At 59.5% G+C, this 18,990-nt stretch carries 18 protein-coding genes and 1 tRNA gene; 8 read left to right on the top strand and 11 right to left on the bottom strand.

Annotated elements, in window-relative coordinates; translation table 11 throughout:
- Position 1: 1 nt before the first annotated feature.
- The 3 genes from GM79_RS26520 (at position 2) to cphA (ending at position 3,113) form a co-directional block, all read left to right on the top strand.
- Positions 2 to 136: an IS4 family transposase gene (locus GM79_RS26520; protein ID WP_081867693.1), complete on the top strand. Its 135-nt coding sequence runs from the start codon at positions 2 to 4 to the stop codon at positions 134 to 136.
- A gap of 104 nt (positions 137 to 240) precedes the next feature.
- Positions 241 to 311: transfer RNA gene (locus tag GM79_RS11050), tRNA-Cys, on the top strand.
- Positions 312 to 473: 162 nt separating this feature from the next.
- Entirely contained in the window at positions 474 to 3,113 is a 2,640-nt protein-coding gene (gene cphA, locus GM79_RS11045; RefSeq protein ID WP_035563640.1) for a cyanophycin synthetase, read from the top strand.
- A 116-nt stretch (positions 3,114 to 3,229) separates the two neighbouring features.
- On the opposite strand, the gene GM79_RS11040 is transcribed toward cphA, so the two are convergent.
- Positions 3,230 to 4,180, bottom strand: coding sequence for a hypothetical protein (locus tag GM79_RS11040; RefSeq protein ID WP_035563638.1), 951 nt, complete (start codon positions 4,178 to 4,180; stop codon positions 3,230 to 3,232).
- Between the two features lie 127 nt (positions 4,181 to 4,307).
- Here GM79_RS11040 and GM79_RS11035 point away from each other — a divergent pair, with 127 nt between their 5' ends.
- Together GM79_RS11035 and kdsA are read left to right on the top strand one after the other, a co-directional pair.
- Positions 4,308 to 4,916: a methyltransferase domain-containing protein gene (locus tag GM79_RS11035; protein WP_035563635.1), complete on the top strand. Its 609-nt coding sequence runs from the start codon at positions 4,308 to 4,310 to the stop codon at positions 4,914 to 4,916.
- An 89-nt stretch (positions 4,917 to 5,005) separates the two neighbouring features.
- Positions 5,006 to 5,830 carry a 3-deoxy-8-phosphooctulonate synthase gene (kdsA, locus tag GM79_RS11030; protein WP_035563680.1) on the top strand — a complete coding sequence of 275 codons (825 nt, stop codon included), beginning with the start codon at positions 5,006 to 5,008 and terminating at the stop codon, positions 5,828 to 5,830.
- 128 nt (positions 5,831 to 5,958) lie between these two features.
- Here the strand turns inward: kdsA and GM79_RS11025 are convergent, their stop codons facing one another.
- Together GM79_RS11025 and apaG are read right to left on the bottom strand one after the other, a co-directional pair.
- A complete protein-coding gene (locus tag GM79_RS11025; protein ID WP_035563632.1) occupies positions 5,959 to 6,738 on the bottom strand; it encodes an O-methyltransferase in 780 nt (259 codons plus the stop codon).
- Positions 6,739 to 6,832: 94 nt separating this feature from the next.
- Positions 6,833 to 7,219 carry a Co2+/Mg2+ efflux protein ApaG gene (apaG, locus tag GM79_RS11020; RefSeq protein WP_035563629.1) on the bottom strand — a complete coding sequence of 129 codons (387 nt, stop codon included), beginning with the start codon at positions 7,217 to 7,219 and terminating at the stop codon, positions 6,833 to 6,835.
- A gap of 115 nt (positions 7,220 to 7,334) precedes the next feature.
- Here apaG and GM79_RS11015 point away from each other — a divergent pair, with 115 nt between their 5' ends.
- Positions 7,335 to 7,997: a uracil-DNA glycosylase gene (locus GM79_RS11015; protein ID WP_035563626.1), complete on the top strand. Its 663-nt coding sequence runs from the start codon at positions 7,335 to 7,337 to the stop codon at positions 7,995 to 7,997.
- A gap of 104 nt (positions 7,998 to 8,101) precedes the next feature.
- Here GM79_RS11015 and lepB read toward each other — a convergent pair whose 3' ends face one another.
- The 6 genes from lepB to GM79_RS10985 all read right to left on the bottom strand — a co-directional run bounded on the left by lepB (position 8,102) and on the right by GM79_RS10985 (position 13,533).
- Positions 8,102 to 9,250 (bottom strand): signal peptidase I, encoded by a 1,149-nt coding sequence (gene lepB, locus GM79_RS11010; protein ID WP_035563624.1) that lies wholly within the window; start codon positions 9,248 to 9,250, stop codon positions 8,102 to 8,104.
- 93 nt (positions 9,251 to 9,343) lie between these two features.
- Positions 9,344 to 10,063 carry a 4-hydroxy-tetrahydrodipicolinate reductase gene (dapB, locus tag GM79_RS11005; RefSeq protein WP_035563621.1) on the bottom strand — a complete coding sequence of 240 codons (720 nt, stop codon included), beginning with the start codon at positions 10,061 to 10,063 and terminating at the stop codon, positions 9,344 to 9,346.
- 118 nt (positions 10,064 to 10,181) lie between these two features.
- The gene (locus tag GM79_RS22995) at positions 10,182 to 10,955 is read right to left on the bottom strand and encodes a DUF5683 domain-containing protein (protein WP_051718779.1); all 774 of its coding nucleotides are present in this window, start codon (positions 10,953 to 10,955) and stop codon (positions 10,182 to 10,184) included.
- A gap of 116 nt (positions 10,956 to 11,071) precedes the next feature.
- On the bottom strand, positions 11,072 to 12,058 hold the full coding sequence (locus tag GM79_RS10995; RefSeq protein ID WP_081867692.1) for a ParB/RepB/Spo0J family partition protein: 987 nt from the start codon (positions 12,056 to 12,058) through the stop codon (positions 11,072 to 11,074).
- Positions 12,059 to 12,342: 284 nt separating this feature from the next.
- On the bottom strand, positions 12,343 to 12,702 hold the full coding sequence (locus tag GM79_RS10990) for a hypothetical protein (protein WP_035563618.1): 360 nt from the start codon (positions 12,700 to 12,702) through the stop codon (positions 12,343 to 12,345).
- 21 nt (positions 12,703 to 12,723) lie between these two features.
- Positions 12,724 to 13,533 carry a ParA family protein gene (locus tag GM79_RS10985; RefSeq protein WP_035563616.1) on the bottom strand — a complete coding sequence of 270 codons (810 nt, stop codon included), beginning with the start codon at positions 13,531 to 13,533 and terminating at the stop codon, positions 12,724 to 12,726.
- Positions 13,534 to 13,713: 180 nt separating this feature from the next.
- Here GM79_RS10985 and GM79_RS10980 point away from each other — a divergent pair, with 180 nt between their 5' ends.
- Entirely contained in the window at positions 13,714 to 15,408 is a 1,695-nt protein-coding gene (locus GM79_RS10980; protein WP_072008598.1) for an ABC transporter substrate-binding protein, read from the top strand.
- Positions 15,409 to 15,493: 85 nt separating this feature from the next.
- Positions 15,494 to 16,354 carry an alpha/beta hydrolase gene (locus GM79_RS10975; RefSeq protein ID WP_152559950.1) on the top strand — a complete coding sequence of 287 codons (861 nt, stop codon included), beginning with the start codon at positions 15,494 to 15,496 and terminating at the stop codon, positions 16,352 to 16,354.
- 35 nt (positions 16,355 to 16,389) lie between these two features.
- Here GM79_RS10975 and GM79_RS10970 read toward each other — a convergent pair whose 3' ends face one another.
- Positions 16,390 to 16,899 carry a DUF6438 domain-containing protein gene (locus GM79_RS10970; RefSeq protein ID WP_035563613.1) on the bottom strand — a complete coding sequence of 170 codons (510 nt, stop codon included), beginning with the start codon at positions 16,897 to 16,899 and terminating at the stop codon, positions 16,390 to 16,392.
- Between the two features lie 155 nt (positions 16,900 to 17,054).
- Positions 17,055 to 18,854: a membrane protein insertase YidC gene (gene yidC, locus GM79_RS10965; protein WP_035563610.1), complete on the bottom strand. Its 1,800-nt coding sequence runs from the start codon at positions 18,852 to 18,854 to the stop codon at positions 17,055 to 17,057.
- Between the last annotated feature and the right edge of the window lie 136 nt (positions 18,855 to 18,990).

Here is an 18,990-nt window from a genome sequence, read left to right as displayed (position 1 = left end):
CTTGGCTGGCCTGGGCGGCCACCTGGGCCGCAAAGGCGACGGACCACCTGGCTGGCAAACCCTCTGGCGCGGCCTGATGAGCCTGCGCTTACTCGTCGAAGGCGTCCGGCTCGCCACTCAACTCAACCAGCCCTAAGATGTGGGTAAGGACAAGGCCGCAACGCCGGGGCTTTTTTTGTGTCGTTGCCTTGCCCACCCCGAACCGGCTGCGTACCTTTGCGCTCCCAAAAGACCACTACTGGTGACGTGACCGAGTGGCTAGGTAGAGGTCTGCAAAACCTCCTACGGCGGTTCGAATCCGCCCGTCACCTCTGATTAGTTTTGAAAAAGCCCCGTCTGCCAATTGGCAAACGGGGCTTTTTTTATGCTCCAAATGGCAATTCGCGGGTTTTAGCCGGCCTTGTGCCTAAATTGAGCAGCCAAGCCATATCCTCTTACGTAGGGGACTCTAAACGCTCTTTTTCTTTCCAAATATGAAGATTATTGACCTGCGCACCATGCGCGGCCCCAGTTACTGGTCTGTGAAGCACACCAAGCTCATTGTCGCTAAAGTTGATTTGGAGGAGTTTGCGGGGAAATGGTCGAATACAGTGCCGGAGCTGGGCGGGCGGCTCATGGAGCTGTTTCCTAAAATCGGGCAGCCGCAGCCCAACGGCATGAGCGGCGGCAAGCAGTCGGCCAAGCGCCCGCCGCTTGACTTGGACCAGTTGAACGACGGCGAGCCGTTGGGCCACGTCATCTACCACATTGCTCTGGAGCTGCAGCGCTTGGGGGGCATGCCCGTGTACTGGGGCAAGTCGTACCCCGCCCAGGAAGAAGGCGTGGAGTATGTCGTGTTTTGCTACCAGGAAGAGCGGGCCGGACGCCGGGCCCTCGAGATGGCCGTAGAAATTGTAGAAGCTTCCTGCAACGGCGAACAGGTTGACCTCAAGCCTATTATTGACGAGCTGCACGAAATTCGTGAAGATGAATTCATTGGCCCCAGCACCTATAGCATTGTGGCCGAAGCGGCTTCGCGCAACATTCCTTACATCGCCCTCAAAAACAGCAACATCATTCAGCTGGGTTACGGCGTCAACCAGAAGCGCATTTGGGCCACCACCACCAGCTACACCTCGCACGCCGGGGTGGAAGTAGCCGGCAATAAAAATCGCACCAAGGCCATGCTCAACGACGCGGGCGTGCCCGTGCCCCGCGGCACCACCGTGTACTCGGAGGACGGCCTGCGCGAGGCCATCGACGAGCTGGGTTTTCCCATCGTGACCAAGCCGCTCAACGGCAACCACGGCAAGGGTGCCACCATCCACATTATGAACTGGAATGACGCCGCCGAGGGTCTGAAAGCCGCGCAGGCGTACTCGCGGGCCGTGATTGTGGAGCAGTTTATTGAAGGGTTTGACTTCCGACTGCTGGTGGTGAACGGCAAGCTCATTGCCGCCGCCAAGCGCACCCCGGCCGCCGTGACCGGCGATGGTAGTAGCACCATTCAGCAGCTGATTGACGCGGTGAACATGGACCCGCGCCGCGGAGTGGGCCACGAAAAAGTGCTGACGGCCATCAAAGCCGACAAGCACACGCTGGATATCCTGACCAGCAAGGACCTCACGCTGGAATCGGTGCTGCCCGCCGATGAGACGCTGTATCTGAAAAGCACGGCCAACATCAGCACCGGTGGCACCGCTACCGACGTGACCGACCTGATGCATCCCTACAACGTGCTGCTGGCTGAGCGGGTGGCCGGCATTGTGGGCCTCGACATCTGCGGCATCGACCTGATGGCCACTGACATTGCCGTACCGCTCAATGAGAGCCGCGGCGCCGTGATTGAGGTAAACGCCGCGCCGGGCTTCCGCATGCACATCGCGCCCGCCGAGGGCCTGCCGCGCAACGTGGCCGCCCCGGTGGTCGACATGCTGTTTCCGCCCGGCGAGCCCGCCCGCATTCCCATCATTGCCGTGACGGGCACCAACGGCAAAACCACTACCACGCGCCTCATTGCGCACCTGGTGGCCAGCAAAGGCTACAAAGTGGGCTTCACCACCACCGACGGTATCTACATTCAGGGCGTGCAGCTGCAAACCGGGGACTGCACCGGCGGCCAAAGCGCCGAGTTTGTGCTCAAGGACCCCACCGTGAACTTTGCCGTGCTCGAAACCGCGCGCGGCGGCATGCTGCGCTCCGGCCTGGGTTTCCATAACTGCGACATTGCGGTGGTGACCAACGTGGCGGCCGACCACTTGGGTATGCGCGATATCAACACCGTGGAAGAAATGGCGGCCGTGAAAGGCGTGCTGCCGCGCACGGTGCGCAAAAACGGCTGGGCCGTGCTCAATGCCGACGACGACCTGGTGTACGCCATGGCCCGCACCGTGGACTGCCGCGTGGCGCTCTTCAGCATGGACGAAAACAACCCGCGCATCATTGAGCACGTGGAGGCCGGCGGCGTGGCCGCCGTGTACGAGGAAGGCTACATCACCATCTACAAGAATAGCTACAAGCTGCGCATCGACCGGGCCGCCGAATTCCCGATTACGTTTGGCGGCCGGGCCGGCTTCAACATTGAGAACAGCTTGGCGGCCGCGCTGGCCGGCTACCTGGCCGGTTTCGACCGCGACGATATCAAAACTGCTTTCCGCACATTTGTGCCGTCGGGGACCAAAACTCCGGGCCGTATGAACGTGTACAAGTTTCCGAAGTACGAAGTCATCGTGGACTATGCCCACAACACGGCCGGGATTCTGAAATTTGGGGCGTTTATGGACGCTACGCCGGCTACCCGTAAAATAGGGGTGGTGTCGGGCTTGGGCGACCGCCGCGACGAGGATACTTTGGGCTTTTCGCGCATTGCCGGGCGCATATTCGACGAAGTAGTGCTGCGGCAGGACCGCGACCTGCGCGGCAAAACCGCCGAGGAAATCAAAGCTCTGATGGAGCGCGGCCTGCGCCTCGACAAGCCGGATTTGCCCATTACCTACATCGAACGGGAAATGGATGCCATCGACCACGTGCTGCAAACGGCGCCGGAGGGCGCCGTCATCACGCTCTTCACCGAGAACATTGAGGCCGTGCTGGCCAAGCTCGACAAATACGAAACCAGCGTAGCCGCTGAGTAAGCCCAACCCGCCCAACGCCCAACAAAAGAGCCCGCTTCAGTACGAAGCGGGCTCTTTTGTTGGGGGTTGAAACTCGCAGCGGTGCAGCAGGCTGCGAACCGTTGCGAATCCGTGGTCTACTTCAGCGTGAAAGTGGTTTTGCCCATCAGCTGGCCGCTTTCGTACAGCTCCACGGTGTGCGAGCCCTTCTTGTATTCGGCACCTTTGGCGTACACGAAGTCCAGCTTCTGCTTGGAGTTGTCGTACACCACGTCCTGTTTCTGGGTGTAGAAGGCCTCCTGGCCGTCTACGGTGAAAGTGCCGCCGCCCGTGCTCAGGTTGTAGAGCGCGGCGCCGTCGGGCTCCAGAATGCGCATGTAAATGGCTTTGGTTTCCTTCGGCGAAACGTCGTTGCGAGATAGGTTGAAAGTCACGCGTACTTTTTCCACGCGCTTGGCTTTAAACTCGTCTTTATCGTCGTCCTGCTCCTTGTTTTTGGAAGTGATGATGGCCACCTTGATGTTCTCGGATTGTAGCCGGGAGGCGACGCCTACCTTTTCCGTCAGCTCCTGGTTGGTGCGGGCAATGGTGCTGATGGTGTCAGACAGCTTGTTTTGGCGCTCTTTAAGGGTGGTGGTTTCGGTGTAAAGCGTTTCGTTGTCCTTTTTGAGCTGGGCAATGTCATCGTCCTTCTTCCGCAGCTGCGATTCCAGGTTCTGGGCGCGCTGCTTGAACAGGCTTTGCTGCGCGATGGAGAAGCTGCCGGCCCGGAAGGAGCGGAGCTTGAGCAAGTCCGAATTGACGCTGGCAATTTTCGATTCCAGCGAGTCGTTGCTCAGGCCCAGGGCCTGTAGCTCCTGGCTTTGGCGCTCAAAATCAGTCTTCAGCGCTTCGTACTGCTTGATTTGCTCCTGCAGCTTGCTGTCTTTGGCTTTGACTTCGGTCGTCAGCTCCTCATTCAGCTGGCCTTTCTGCTGGTTGAGGTAAAACAGAACGCCGTTGATGCCAAGCAGCACCAGAACCAGGGCTACCCAGAGCAGCACGCGGCTATTGTTGGAACGGGGTTCGGGGGTTTCGTTAGGGTCCATGCGGGAATAGTTAATTCAGAAAAAGCGAACAGTTTTTTGGGGTGCCCGCCGCGGTGCGACGCTTACCTTTGGGTGTAAAAATAGGGGACTTCCGGGCCCTGGCAAGTTTTTGATATACTTTGACGCGATGGAAACGGTTTTACCTGACTTCGATGCCGCCTACTGGCAAGCACGTTACGTGGCCGGACGCGACGGCTGGGACACCCGCGAAGTAACCCCGCCGCTCCGTGCCTACTTCGACCAAATGGCCGTAAGCCGGCAGCCGCGCATCCTCATTCCTGGTGCCGGCCGGGCCTACGAAGCCGAATACCTCCACCACCTCGGCTTCCGGCAAGTATTCGTGGTCGATGTGGCGCCCGAAGCCCTGGCTGCCTTAGCTGCCCGCGTGCCCGACTTTCCGGCGGCCCACCTCCTGCAAGCCGACTTTTTTAAATTGTCCAACGCCCCGCCCTACGATTTAATTGTGGAGCAAACGTTCTTCTGCGCCCTCAACCCGACGCTGCGGCCCGCCTACGCGCAGCAGTGCGGCCGGCTATTGGTCCCCGGCGGCACGCTCATGGGCCTGCTGTTCGATACGGATTTCGGACCGGTGCAGGAGCCGCCGTTTGGCGGCAGCAAAGAGGAGTACCGGAGCTACTTCGCGCCCTACTTCGATTTCCGGCACTTCGCAACGGCCACCAATTCGCTCCGCCCCCGGCAGGACCGGGAGCTGTTCATCTGTTTGAAGAAAAAATAAACCTTCCGTACTCACGGGCGGTAATGCCGGCCGTTGTGTCGCCAAAAGGCGGCCAATGGCCACGCCGCCGCTTTCTAAAAATCAATCCCGTGCTCACTGCCCTCGCCAACACCCTTCCGCATTTCCGCAACACCAATTCCGGTCAGTTTTTCCTCATGGCCGGTCCCTGCGTCATTGAGGGTGAAGACATGGCCCTGCGCATCGCGGAGCGCATCAAGCACATGACGGATAAGCTGCAAATTCCCTTCATTTTCAAAGGCTCGTATCGTAAAGCCAACCGCTCGCGCCTCGATTCCTTTACCGGAATTGGCGATGAAACGGCCCTGCGCATCCTGCAAAAAGTGGGGCGCGAGATTGGCGTGCCTACGGTAACGGACATCCACGAGTCGGGCGAGGCGGCGCTCGCGGCCGAATATGTGGACGTGCTGCAAATTCCCGCTTTCCTGTGTCGCCAGACCGATTTGCTGATTGCCGCCGCCCAAACCGGGAAAGTAGTCAACATCAAAAAAGGCCAGTTTCTGAGCGGTGAGGCCATGAAATGGGCCGTGGACAAGGTGCGCCAGGCCGGCAACGACAACGTGATACTGACCGAGCGCGGTAACTCCTTCGGCTATTCCGACCTCGTGGTGGATTTCCGCAACCTGCCCGCCATGCGCGACTTCCAGGTGCCCGTGGTGATGGATGTGACGCACTCCCTGCAGCGTCCCAACCAAAGCAGCGGCGTAACCGGCGGCCAGCCGGCCCTCATCGAAACCATTGCTAAAGCCGCCATTGCCGTGGGCGCCGATGGCCTGTTCATCGAAACCCACCCTACGCCCGCTACCGCCCTCTCCGACGGCGCCAACATGCTCCCGCTCGACCAGCTCGAAGCATTGCTGGTGAAGCTGACGCGGGTGCGCGAGGCCATTGCATAAGCTTTGGCTTGTGCCGCGCTCACAGTATTCGCACAGCCCCGTGGCCCAAGCTGTAGCATAAGCTTTAGCTTGGGCCGCATTCACAGCATGCATCCGGTTCGTGGCACAAGCTAAAGCTTATGCTACAATCACACTCGTAGGGAAAAGTGCTGTTTGGGCTGGCCCGTGCGAAAGAAAACCAAGCCGATATAGAACAGGTCAACCGTCACCGTCACGTCGGGGTGAGCCTTGATAACTTCCCAGGCCCGTTCCATCTCCTCAGACCAGTGAATATCGTCGAAGACAAAGACGGATTCGGGAGTGCGGTGCGCCAGGCACTGTTCAAAATAGTGCAGCGTGGGTTCGTAACGGTGGTTGCCATCGAAGAAGGCAAACCCCAGAGGCGCACCCAACGCCGACAAGGCCGGGGCAAGGGTGTCGTCGATATTGCCCTCCACAATCTCAATGTTCTGCAGCTGCAGTGCCGCGAAGGTTTCGCGGGCCACGCCGGCTACGTTGGGGCATCCTTCCAGCGTAACGACTTTGGTGCGCGAGTCGGCGGCGGCCAGGTAGGCGGTAGTCAGGCCCAGCGAGGTGCCTAATTCCAGAATGGTAGCCGGGCGGAAGTAGTTGGCCAGCCGAAACAGCAGCTGCGCCAGGTGCGGGGGCTTGGCCGCCGTGCGGGCAATGTCGGCCACGCGGCGCTGCCGACCGGCGCCTGTGTGTGAGCCCGCCCCAAAGTCGGTGACCGTGATGCTGGCAGGGCTGCTCAGCAGCTGTCGCCGGCGTGCCTCAATGGCCTCATAGGCCCCGAAGATGCCCGTGTGGCGCACTACGGAGGTGTATAGGCCAAACACAAACGGGGAGTGCAGCCCGTGAGCATTGCCCGAACGAAGCCAGAAACGAAGGTAAGCGAGGAGTTGAAACAACTTGGATTTAGCTGTTAGCTTTCAGCTGCTAGCCTTTAGCTACTGCTGCTATCAGCAGGACAAAGCTACTAGCTAATGGCTGGCAGCTACCGGCTCAGTTGAGCCGGTACGGCACCATGAGGGTGAACTCGGGGATTTCCACCGAAAACTGCTGGCCGTTGGCTACGCGCTCCATCAGGTAGGTGCCGCGCATCTTGCCCACGCCCGATTTCAGGTTGCAGCCGCTCACGTACTGATGAGACTCGCCGGGCTCCAGCACCGGCTGGCGGCCCACTACGCCTTCGCCCTCTACTTCGCGCACCACGCCATTGGCGTCGTGAATATGCCAGTGCCGCCGCAACAGCTTCACCGTGAACTCGCTGTTGTTTCGAATATCAATCTTATAGGCAAAGACGAAATGCTCCTGGCCGGGGCTGGAATAGTCGGGCAGGTAGTTGGTCGTAACCGAAACGGTGACGCCCTGCGTAGTGGTGGTGGGCATAAGTGTCGGAGCTGATAAGTAACTGCGGGCTTAACAGGGGCCCGCCCAAATTGGTTTTACGCAAAAGTGGCGATAGAACGCCGCAAAAGTTCCGTTATTTTCTTAAAAAACTGCAATGGTAAAGATAGCCGAAAGCTGGCGGCCCGTGGTAGCCGATGAGTTCGAAAAACCATATTTCCAACGGTTAATTGCCTTTGTGAAAGGTGAGTACGCCACAGCAGCCGTTTACCCGCCCGGCCCCCAGATATTCCACGCCTTCGATGCCACGCCCTTCGATAACGTGAAGGTGGTGGTACTGGGCCAGGACCCTTACCACGGCCGAAACCAGGCGCACGGCCTCTCGTTTTCGGTGCAAGAGGGGCAGCGCACGCCGCCCTCGCTCCAGAATATTTTTAAGGAATTGCAGACCGATATTCCCGGCACGCCGCCCGCACCCAACGGCAACCTCGACCGCTGGGCCGAACAAGGCGTGCTGCTGCTCAATGCCACGCTCACGGTGCGGGCCAGCGAGCCCGCCTCGCATCAAAAGAAAGGCTGGGAGGAGTTTACCGATGCCGTAATCCGCAAAGTGTCGCAGGAGAAGGAACACGTGGTATTCATTCTCTGGGGTGCCTACGCGGGCAAAAAATCCGAGCTGATAGACGAGAAAAAGCACCTGATACTGAAATCAGTGCACCCGTCGCCGTTCGCGGCCGACAAGGGTTTTTTCGGCAGCAAGCCCTTCAGCAAAGCCAATGCCTGGCTGCAAAGCAAGGCCCTAGAGCCAATAACCTGGTAAATAGCTGATTACCGCTGATTTATGTGATTTCGCTGATTCAAAAAGCTCTAATTAACGACTTCAAAAACTCAATGAAATCAGTTTAATCAACGGCAATCAGCGATTTAGTGAATGATGTTGAACAGGCGGTTCCAGCGGATTTTGTGCCAGAAATCCCCGAATGGGTCAACTGACAGCCAGATGAGTACGGCCTTGCCCACCACATGGTCTTCGGGCACGAAACCCCAGAAGCGCGAGTCTTCGGAGTTGTGGCGATTGTCGCCCATCATCATGTAATAATTTTGCTTGATGGTGTAGCTGGTGAGCATTTTACCATCTTGGTATATCATACCATCCTTCCAGGTTACGCCGGTATTGTGTTCGTAGCGGGCTATTATCTTGAAGTAGATGGCCGCGTTGCCGGGCGAAAGAGCGATGGTCTGGCCCTTTTTAGGGATGGGCAGCGGGCCGTAGCTGTCCAGGGACCAGCCGCGCGGCGTGGCGCTCACGGCCGGGGAGTTGCGGAAATCGGCTACGTCGGGAAACAGCGCTACCTGCGGCTCAATCACGGTCAGGCCCTTCACGTAGGGCTGCTTGCGGAAGAAATCTGCCGCCGCCGCCGTGCAGCTGATGGCGTAGCCCACTTTGCCGTCGGGCGCGGTAACGGCCTGCGGGCTGCCGCCGGGCTGGTCGTAGTCCACCACACTTTGGGCGCGGAGGTCGGCCAACACCTCGTCGTTGGGGTTGTCGACCTGCATAAAGTAGGTCGTTTCCAGGCCGGGCGGGGTTACGCCGGGCTGGCCGTTGAGAAACACCTTGCCATCCCGGATTTCGAGCGTATCACCGGCCACGGCCACGCAACGCTTGATGTAGTTGGTGCGCAGGTCGGCCGGAAATTGCGACTCGTGGGGCACGTGAAATACCACCACATCGTTGCGCTTGATTTCCGAGAAGCCCGGCAGCCGGTAGGTAGGCAGCTGAATGAGCTCGGAATAGCTTTGCATGGCAGTGCCCCACATTGTTTGGTGGGTGAGGGGGACTTGCAGCGGCGTTTGGGGCGTGATGGGGCCGTAATGCAGCTTGCTCACGAAGAGGTAATCGCCCACCAGCAGGGAGTTTTCCATGCTGGGCGAGGGAATGGTGTAGGCCTCAAACGTGGCCCAACGAATGAGCGTGGCCGCCACAATGGCAAAAATCAGCGAATCGGCCCACTCGCGGGTTTTTGTTTTTGGCGCCTTGGGAGCAGTGGTGCGGTCGGTTTTGAGCAAAGACATGGGGAGCAAGCTTGGGCTTGGCAATGAAATTCAGGTAAAGAAACGCAACAGAATGCCGGCAGGCTGTGCCGTCACCAGCGCGGGTCGGGGAAGTTACAAATCCAGCAGCTCTTTCATGCCGAACACGCCCACCCGGCCGGGCAGCCACTCGGCCGCCAGCAGGGCACCCACCGCAAAGCCTTCGCGGCTGTGGGCTTCGTGCGTGAGTTCCAGCCGGTCCACGGCCGAGGAATAGGTAACGATGTGCGTACCCACCACGTCGCCAGCCCGCTCGCTGATAACGGCCAGCTCGGCGGGCGTTTCGGCGGGTGCGTTGCGCCAGGTGGTTTTGCTGGGGAAGTGCCGGATGATGGCTTCGGCCGCGGTGAGGGCGGTGCCGCTGGGCTGGTCGATTTTTTGGGTGTGGTGAATTTCCCGCACGGCTACGTCGTAGCCACCAAACTGGTGCATCTTGGCCGCCAGGTATTCGTTGAAGTGGAAGAACAGGTTCACGCCCACGCTGTAGTTGGAGGCGTAAAAGAGACTGCCGCCTACTTCTGCGGCCAACTGTTGGGCTTCCTCAAAATGGTGCAGCCAGCCCGTGGAGCCGCACACCACCGGGATGCCCTGGCGCAGGCAGGCCATCACGTTGTCGAAAGCAGAATCGGGGTGCGTAAATTCGATGGCAACATCCACCTGGGCCGGCGTAAAGTCGCCAATGCTCAGCTGCGTGGCGTGCAGGTCCACAATGCCCGCGATTTCGTGGCCACGGGCTGCTGCCAGTGCGGCAATGGTTTGGCCCATTTTACCGTAGCCGATGAGTAGAATTTTCATGAAGTAGACAAGTTCTGGAAGATGAGTTATTGGCCGCCGGGGAGTGGCAGAGGACAGACGCCGACATGGAAACCGGCCCACAAAAGAAGCAGTTTAACCACCCGCCCTGCCCAACGGCTTATTTCACGCGCAGCGCAAAGGTCACGCCGGGGGCGGTGGGCAGGGCCAGGGCCCGGCCCGGTACGGGCAGCAGCGCGGGCTGCCAATGCAGGCTGAGGTCCTCGCTCACGTCGAAATCTTTGAGGTGGGCATCGACCAAGGCATCCACTATTTGCAGCCCGTAGGCAATGCCGATATAAAGAAGAAAGATGTCGCGATTGCCGCGATAAAACTGCACACCATTGTCGATAGCCGCAATGGTACGCTCCTGGCGAACTGGCAAGTCCAGCGCATCGGACCCCGGCCGAAGGCCATCGGGTTTGGACGCTTCGTCCTTAAGCAGGTTGCTGGCGTCAGCGTATTGCCGGTAGCGGGTCTGGTAAAACACTTCCCCATAAATCACGCCGCCCAGCGCGCCGTACACCAGCGGCAATTTCCACCAGCGACGGTTGTAAATCTGGCCTGCGCCGGGCAAGAGGGCGGATAATAGCGCCGCTTTGCCTGGCCGGGTCAGTCGGATGCCGCGAAATTCAATAGCCGGATAGTAAACACCGTCAACGACGACGGGCTTTAGATAAACGTGAAACAGACGCTCGGTGCGCTTGGCCGAGTCGGCGGCAGCTTTGCTGCGCTTGGCTTCGGCCGACACCACCACGTCGCGGCGCTCGGTAGTATCGGCGCGAATTACCTCACCTGCTGGCGGCGCGAAAACCTGCGCCCGTGCACTCAAACCGGCGAGCAAAATGCCCGCCACCAGTAGTAGCACCCGGAAATGAGGACTCAATTTTTTCATAGCAAACCGGCTAACGGCAAACGCCCGATTTTTAGCGTGTTTTGGTTGTCGGTTGTTAGTTATCGGTTGTTAGTAAGCCGATATCGTTTGGTTCTGACAAATAAGGACCAACGGTCTTACGAGGGATGCAGGATGTGCAGGATGCGCTGCATGTCCTCCACCGAGTCGAAGGCGATTTTGATTTCGCCGCTGCCTTTGGGGCCGGGGCGCACCTGCACACGCGAGCCAAACCGGTCGGTGAGGTGGCGTTCGGTGCGGCGCAGCTCGGCGGCGGGCACCACCGGCTGGGCGGGGGCGGCGGGGGCACCGCTGTCCTCGGCGCCGTTGTTGGCAGCGGGCCGGCCGTAGCCGCCGCGCACCAATTCCTCAACCCGGCGCACAGACAGCTCCTCGGCCACAATTTTGCGGAAAAGCTCTATCTGGGCCTTGGGGTCGTCGATGCCGATGAGGGCGCGGGCGTGGCCCATGCTGATTTCGGCGTCGCGCAGGCCGATTTGCACGTCGGGCGGCAGCTTGAGCAGGCGCAGGTAGTTGGTAACGGTGCTGCGGTTTTTGCCCACCCGGTCGCCCAGTTCTTCCTGGCGCAGGTTGCACTCGCTCAGCAGCCGCTGATAGCTGAGGGCAATTTCGATGGCATTCAGGTTTTCGCGCTGAATGTTCTCAATCAGGGCCATTTCCAGCATCTGCTGGTCGTCGGCCTTGCGGATGTAGGCCGGAATGGTTTCCAGGCCCGCCAGCTTGGAAGCCTGCAAACGCCGCTCGCCCGAAATCAGCTGGTAGGAATTGGTGCCAAGCTGCCGCAGGGTCACGGGCTGAATGATGCCCTGAATCTTAATGCTTTCGGCCAGTTCCTGTAGGGCTTGCTGGTCGAAATGGGTGCGGGGCTGGTAGGGGTTGGCCTCGATGTGCTCCACCGAAATAAAGCCAACCGAGTTCACCGGATGCGACACGAGCCGGTCGCTGGAACCGGGCCGCTCGCCTTTCTTATCGTAGCTGCCTTCAATAAGGGCGTTGAGGCCCCGGCCCAGGCCACTCTTGCGTTTCACCGACGCGGCGGCGGCCAGGGCGGCTTGCAGTTTCTCTTCGTTTCTCTCTAAAGCCATAGTTCATCGGCCGGGCCCATAAAAGGCATGCGGCAACGGATGTCAAAATTACGGATTGTTGGGCGAAGGGCAAGCCGGAAGTTTTGGGGGCTCACCTCACCCCCCGGCCCCCTCTCCTTGGAGAGAGGGGGAGCCTGATGGATAGAGCAGTTTAATCTAGCTCCAACGAGGCGGCAGGTCGGTAGAAAAGCAATGACTATGAACGATAAAGCCCCATTGGGGCGGCACTCGTCCAACGAATGCCGCCCCGATGGGGTTTGGAGAATCTGGAGAAACTGGGGTTGCTACTGGTGTGTGGCTCCGTTGGGGTTAGCGTCAAAGTGGATGTCTATCCCAAGCCTGGCAGCGCGTAGTTGTCTGTTGCTGTCATCAAACCCTACAAGCTGTCCACCAATTTCACTGTCTAGTTCTGGGTAGTCATCGGGAAATTTCATGTAGCCTTTGGCGAACTCTGGTACATTCATCAACACCGGGAATCCATGACCTGAATCGAAGAATACACCGAAAGGGGTGCGAACGAAAATCTTTCCAGTCAGGACTGTGCCGAAAGACAAATTCTCTTTCAGCTGCTCCCATACAATGGGATTGCCACGTAATAATACCCCTTCAAAAGGCTGATTTTTGGATAGTTCCCAATTGTTCATAGCCCAGGCTAAGCTCACAAATTAAATCCGCTCGTCCTCGGCCGTTTCCTCGGGGCTGGCTTCCACGCTGTTTTTCTCCACGATTTCGCGGGCCAGGTTGAGGTAGCTGATGGAGCCTTTGCTCTCGGCGTCGTGCAGGATGACGGGGATGCCGAAGCTGGGCGACTCGCTCAGCTTCACGTTGCGCGGGATGATGGTGTCGAAGGCCAGCTGCTGAAAGTGCATGCGCACTTCCTCCACCACCTGGTTGCTCAGGCGCAGGCGCACGTCGTACATCGTGAGCAGGATGCCTTCGATTTCGAGCTCCGTGTTGAGGCGGCTCTGAATGATTTTGATGGTGTTCAGCAGCTTACCCAAACCCTCCAACGCGAAATACTCGCACTGCACCGGGATGATGACGGAGTGCGCGGCCGTGAGGGCGTTGACCGTGATGAGGCCGAGCGAGGGCGAACAGTCGATGATGATGAAGTCGTACTGCTCGGCGAGGGGGCGCAGGGCCTCCTTCATTTTCTCTTCGCGGTTGGGCAGGTTTATCATCTCCACTTCGGCGCCCACCAGGTCGATGTGGGAGGGCATGAGGTCGAGGTGGGGCAGAATGTTGGTGGGCATGATGATGTCCTGGGCGTTGATGCCGTCCACCATGCACTCGTAAATGCTGTTCTGGATGTCCTTGGGGTCGTAGCCCACGCCGGACGTGGCGTTGGCCTGGGGGTCGGCATCGACGAGCAGGGTCCGGTAGTCCAGCGCGGCCAGGGAAGCCGCGAGGTTGATGGAGGTAGTGGTTTTGCCCACCCCGCCTTTCTGATTGGCTACCGCGATGATTTTTCCCATGAGTCTCTAGTTGTCAGTTGTCAGTTGTTCGTTGTCAGTTGCTGGTTGTTTGGGCCTCAGTATTAATTCGGTGGGCCTTCTGAGCCTCACAGCCTAACAACTGATAACGAACAACTGACAACCAAAAGCTAATAACTTTTGCCGTAGCATTGCACAAAGATACATTCTTTCCCTGTTCGCATGGCCCCTTTTTTGGCACGTTGGGCTAGCTTATCGGCTAAACCGTTTGGATTCTGGCTGGGCTTGCTAACGTTGGCCGGCTGCCACAATGCCGCCCGCCCGGCCGCCGACGAGCGCCGCGTGTTCCGCTACAACCAGCCCGAAGCCCTCTCCTCGCTCGACCCCGCTTTCGCCCGCAACCAGGCCAACTCCTGGGCCGTGGGCCAACTCTACAACGGCTTGATGGAGCTGGATTCGGCCCTGTTGCCGGTGCCCGCGCTGGCCCGGCGCTACAGTATTTCGCCCGATGGGCGGCTCTATACCTTCGTGTTGCGCAAGGGCGTACGGTTCCACAGCAGCGAGGTATTTGCCGGCGGCCAGGGCCGTGAAGTGACCGCCGCCGACTTCGTGTATAGCTTCCGCCGCCTGCTCGACGCGGCTACGGCTAGCTCCGGCGGCTGGATTTTCCGGGGCAAGGTGTTGGAAAAACCCGATGGCAGCATCAGCGACACGGCCTTTGTGGCGGCCAACGATTCCACGCTGCGTATTCACCTCAAGGAGCCGTTTATTCCGTTTCTGGGGATTCTGACCATGCCTTATGCCTACGTGGTGCCGCACGAGGCCGTGGCGAAATACGGCAAGGACTTCCGCGAGCATCCGGTGGGCACGGGGCCGTTTCAGTACAAGCTCTGGGACGATGGCAACGTGCTACTCTTTGAGCGTAACTCCCGCTACTGGCGACGCGACGAAAAGGGCCGCGCCCTGCCATATCTGGATGCCGTGGCCGTGAGCTTTCTGCCCGACCGCAAAACCGAATTCCTGACCTTCATGCAGGGCAAGCTGGATTTCCTCTCCGGTATCCGGGCTGGTTCGCGCGACCTGATTATGCACCCCGATGGTACCATTCGGGACGACTTTAAGGGCAAGTTCACGGTGCAGAAAGCGCCCTATCTGAACACGGAATACTTAGGCTTTCAGCTTGATTCGGCCAACCTGAGCGGGGAACAGGCTGAGCAGGGCCGGGCCTTGCGCGACAAGCGTGTACGCCAGGCGCTCAACTACGCCATCAACAAGCCCGAGATGCTAAAGTACCTGCTCAACGGCGTGGGCAACCCCGGCACTTCGGGCTTCGTGCCCACGGCGCTGCCATCGTTTTCCGAAAAGGAAGTGCCCGGCTACACCTACCAGCCGCAGAAGGCGCGCCAGCTGCTGCGCGCGGCCGGCTACGGCCCCCGGCGCCCGCTGAAACTACGCCTGAGCACGGTGCTCGAACGTAAGGAAATCGGGGAGTACCTCCAGAAACAGTGGGCCGACGTGGGCGTGCAGGTCCAGATTGACATCAACCAGAGCGCCGCGCAGCAGGACCTGGTGGATAATGGCCGCGTGGCTTTCTTCGCCAAAAGCTGGCTGGGCGACTACCCCGACGCCGAAAACTACCTGGCCCTGTTCTACAGCCCCAATTTCAGCCCCGCCGGCCCCGATAAAACCCACTTCAAAAGCGAAGCCTACGACAAGCTCTACGACGAGGCCCGCCGTACCCAGGACGTGGCCCGGCGCACGGCGCTCTACCAGGCCATGGACCGCATTGTGGTGGAGGAAAGCCCGGTTATCAGCCTGTATTACGACGAAGTAGTGCGCCTGACCCAGAACAACGTGCGCGGCCTGGCGCCCAACCCCATGAACCAGCTGCTGCTGGAGCGGGTGCGCAAGGACTGAGTGCGCCGGAAAAGTGCGCCCCCTGCTTTGCTCTGCCGGATAAGCTTTACTTTGAGCTTCTTAATAGCAAACCCAAGCTTCGCCCATGTCCCGCCTGCACCTCTCGATACTGCTGCTGCTTTTTGCCTTGCTTGCAGCCGGAGGAGCAATGAAGCATGCCGTCGTGGTGGCCACTGCGGCCGAGCCATTGGTCATCGGCCAGACGTTTACCATCCAGTCAAAAGTCCTGGATGAAACCCGCCGCCTCAACGTGTACCTGCCGCCCGCCTACACCGACTCGGCAACGTTGCGGCTGCCCGTGCTGTACATGCCCGACGGGGGAATGCAGGAGGATTTTCTGCACGTTGCAGGGCTTGTGCAGGTGCTGGTGGGCAACGGCACTATGCGTCCGTTTGTGCTGGTTGGCATTGAGAACACCCAGCGGCGGCGGGACTTGACCGGGCCAACTACCAACGCGAAAGACCGGGAAATTGCCCTCCAGGTGGGCGGTTCGGCTGCTTACCGGCAGTTTATCCGCGAAGAACTCATGCCCGAAGTCCGGCGCCGCTACCGCACTACCGCCGAAACTGCCATCGTGGGCGAGTCCCTGGCCGGGCTGTTTGTGGTCGAAACCCTGTTGCTGGAACCCACTCTGTTCGATACCTGTCTCGCCTTTGACCCCAGCCTGTGGTGGAACAACGGGCAACTGGCCGCCCAGGCCGGCCCCTTGCCCAAGGCCCCGGCCGGAAAAACCCGGCAAGTATATCTGGCCACCAGCAGCCAGGGCGACATCAAGGCCACCCGCCAGCTCGCCAAAGTTCTGAACAGTGGTAGCGCACCCGCCGCCACCTGCCACTACGAGCACCTGCCGCAGGAAACGCACGCCACCATTTATCATCCGGCGGCTCTGAAAGCCTTACGGGTCGTTTTCGGGCCGCGGGCGGAGCAGGCCGGCAGTGGGCAGTAGGGCACCTGCGGCGGGTTGCTTTTCAGGAGGTGGAGTTACTCGGTGGCGCCGCCTACTTTGGCCAGCTGGTCGAGCTGGGTACCGAGGCTAGCCACGAGTTTGTTCACGTTTTCGGGCGCCCCTTCTATTATCACCACCTTTTTGAGTAGGCCATTGGGTTGCTGAATACCGATAATGGTGCTGGGCAAATCGGTGGTGTACGCTGCGTACCGGTCCTCAAACTGGTCGAACTGGGCTTCCTGAGCCTTGCGCAGCATGTCGGCAACGGTAGCGGCGGGCAACTTCAGGTCCCGCTGGCCCATGAGCGGCACGTAGCGGCGGCCCTCGTACATGACGCGGCCGTCGGCATACACTTGCATCGTATAGGTCGGGCACTTGCCCATGCAGGCCGTGCGCTCGAAGGTGAGCACCGGCCCGCCTCCCTGCCGCAGATGATAATCTTTCGTGGCCGGGGCCTGTTGCGCGGCAGAGACGCTTTTTTGAGCACAATTAGGCAGGGCCAGGCCCAGCGTCAGCGAGCAAAGCAGGGTGGTGAAGAAACGCATAAGTGGGGTATTAGTTGCTAGTTGTTGGTTGGCGGTTTCGATACTAGCAACCGCCAACTGGAATTTGCGTGCAAATAGGCCAATAAAAAGCCGGCAGAACGAAAACCGTGCTACGGTTTCGTTCTGCCGGCTTCTCAGACACGCTGAGGCGAAGCTTACGACTGCTTGCGCTTGGCCTGGGCTTCGCGTTCCTGTGCGGCCTTCATGGCTTCGGCGATGCGGTTTTGGATGCCACCGGGCTTCTTGTCCTTGTTTTTGATTTTGTTGGCGTCCAGCTGCGCGCGGATTTTGGTGTCGTCCATGAAGAACTTGGTGATGGCCTGCTGGGCAAACGTCACCACGTTCGATACGAAGTAGTACCAGGTGAGGCCGGCCGCGAAGCTGTTCAGCACGAACAGGAAGATGAGGGGCATCAGGTAGCTGTACGTCTTCATGGGGCCCTGCATGGCCGTGTTGGTCTGGTTGCTCTGCCAGGTCATGAGTAGGGTAGAGGCCGTCATCAGCAGCGTAAACATGCTGATGTGGTCGCCGTACCACTTCACGTAGAAAGGCAGCCGGGCAAATACGTCGTAGCTGCTCAGGTCTTTGGCCCACAAAAAGCTTTCCTGCCGTAGCTCGATGGCGTTGGGGAAGAACTGGAACAAGGCAAACAGAATGGGCATCGTGAGCAGCGTGGGCAGGCAGCCACCCAGCGGGCTCACCCCAAAAGTGGAGTAGAGCTTCATCGTTTCCTGCTGCACCTTAGTGGCGTCGTCGCCGTACTTTTCCTTGAGCGCGTCAATCTCCGGCTTCAGCACTTTCATGCGGGCCTGGCTCTCGTAGCTTTTATAGGTCAGGGGCCACGTTACCAGCTTGATGAGCACCACCAGCAGCAGAATAATAATGCCGTAAGAGCTGATGTACTGCTCCAGGAAGTGGAACACTGGCAGCACCACAAAGCGGTTTACCCAACGAAACAGGCCCCAGCCCAGGTACACGTTGCGGTCGAACTCGGGCGCCACTTCCTTCAGCAGGCTAAAAGAATTGGGGCCGAAAAAGAAGCGGTACTGGCCCCGGCCCTGCGCCACCTCGTCCACGGGCAGGGTGAGGGTGGTGCTCAGGGTTTTGATGGTGGTCGAGTCGGCCAGGTTAACGGTCGAGTTGAAGGCGCCGCCCGTGAAGGGCTGCTGGTCGGCGATGAGGCCGGCCACGAAGAAGTCGTGCTTGTGGGCGGCCCATTTCACGGGGCCCGTGGCCTTGTACTCCTCGGGCGTTTCGCTGGCTTCGGACAGCGAGCCCTGGTCGCCGGCGGCCAGGTAATGGTTGATGGTGGTATGGTTGCGGTTCTGGGCCAGGTCCTGCTCGGTCTGGCGCACGCGGTCCACGAAGGTGAAGGTGAGCGGCTCCTTGGCCACGGTGCGTTCCAGGCCGTTCAGGCGCAGGTCGTACTTCAGCTCGAAGCTGTTGGCGGGCAGGGAGTACGTCTGCACCACGCTGCCGCCGGCCACTGGGGCTGTGAAGGTGAGCACCGACGCGCCACCGGCTGCCTGCGACGTGGCGGACTGAAACACCAGGTCCGAAAACTTAATGACTTTGCCGTCGATGGTGCGGAACTGGGTGTCCATGCGGGCACTTGTCGCATCGAACAAGTCCAGCGGCTTTCCACCGAAGGTCTTGTATTTCTTCAAACGCACGGCCGTCACGCGGCCGCCCCGGGTCGAGAACGTGATGTTGAGGTTCTCGTTGGAGAGGGCTACATCCTGAACCACCGCGCCGCTGGTAGCGGCGGTGTCGAGGGTAGCTTCGGGGGCAAAGGCCAGCGTGGCCGCGGGCGTAGCCGCCGGAGCAGCAGCAGTGGTGGGGGCTGGCGTTTTACCAGTAGCCTTCACATCTTCGGTTTTCGGGCTGAAAAAGAAGAGGTAGATGAGAAGCAAGGCCGAAATCAGGAAAAGGCCGGTTGCTGAATTTTTATCCATTAGTACGTTAAGGTTGCGAAAGGGCAAAGGTACGGGGTGCTGTGCGTATTGAGATACAAAGAATGTATGTCATGCTGAGCGCAGCCGAAGCATCTCTACCGCGATGCTGAAATTGATTGGTTTCGCGGTAGAGATG

The organism is Hymenobacter sp. IS2118 (assembly GCF_000715495.1).
GTDB lineage: Bacteria > Bacteroidota > Bacteroidia > Cytophagales > Hymenobacteraceae > Hymenobacter.
This window is presented reverse-complemented; position numbering and strand designations above follow the sequence as displayed.

Excerpts from the sequence above, each read along its gene's own strand:
- apaG (WP_035563629.1), bottom strand. The coding sequence starts at position 7,219 with ATGCCCACCACCACTACGCAGGGCGTCACCGTTTCGGTTACGACCAAC.
- GM79_RS10985 (WP_035563616.1), bottom strand. The coding sequence starts at position 13,533 with ATGGGAAAAATCATCGCGGTAGCCAATCAGAAAGGCGGGGTGGGCAAA.
- GM79_RS10975 (WP_152559950.1), top strand. The coding sequence starts at position 15,494 with ATGTCCCGCCTGCACCTCTCGATACTGCTGCTGCTTTTTGCCTTGCTT.
- GM79_RS10980 (WP_072008598.1), top strand. The coding sequence starts at position 13,714 with ATGGCCCCTTTTTTGGCACGTTGGGCTAGCTTATCGGCTAAACCGTTT.
- yidC (WP_035563610.1), bottom strand. The coding sequence starts at position 18,854 with ATGGATAAAAATTCAGCAACCGGCCTTTTCCTGATTTCGGCCTTGCTT.
- GM79_RS10995 (WP_081867692.1), bottom strand. The coding sequence starts at position 12,058 with ATGGCTTTAGAGAGAAACGAAGAGAAACTGCAAGCCGCCCTGGCCGCC.
- GM79_RS10990 (WP_035563618.1), bottom strand. The coding sequence starts at position 12,702 with ATGAACAATTGGGAACTATCCAAAAATCAGCCTTTTGAAGGGGTATTA.
- dapB (WP_035563621.1), bottom strand. The coding sequence starts at position 10,063 with ATGAAAATTCTACTCATCGGCTACGGTAAAATGGGCCAAACCATTGCC.
- cphA (WP_035563640.1), top strand. The coding sequence starts at position 474 with ATGAAGATTATTGACCTGCGCACCATGCGCGGCCCCAGTTACTGGTCT.
- GM79_RS22995 (WP_051718779.1), bottom strand. The coding sequence starts at position 10,955 with ATGAAAAAATTGAGTCCTCATTTCCGGGTGCTACTACTGGTGGCGGGC.
- GM79_RS10970 (WP_035563613.1), bottom strand. The coding sequence starts at position 16,899 with ATGCGTTTCTTCACCACCCTGCTTTGCTCGCTGACGCTGGGCCTGGCC.
- GM79_RS11035 (WP_035563635.1), top strand. The coding sequence starts at position 4,308 with ATGGAAACGGTTTTACCTGACTTCGATGCCGCCTACTGGCAAGCACGT.
- GM79_RS11040 (WP_035563638.1), bottom strand. The coding sequence starts at position 4,180 with ATGGACCCTAACGAAACCCCCGAACCCCGTTCCAACAATAGCCGCGTG.
- GM79_RS11015 (WP_035563626.1), top strand. The coding sequence starts at position 7,335 with ATGGTAAAGATAGCCGAAAGCTGGCGGCCCGTGGTAGCCGATGAGTTC.
- lepB (WP_035563624.1), bottom strand. The coding sequence starts at position 9,250 with ATGTCTTTGCTCAAAACCGACCGCACCACTGCTCCCAAGGCGCCAAAA.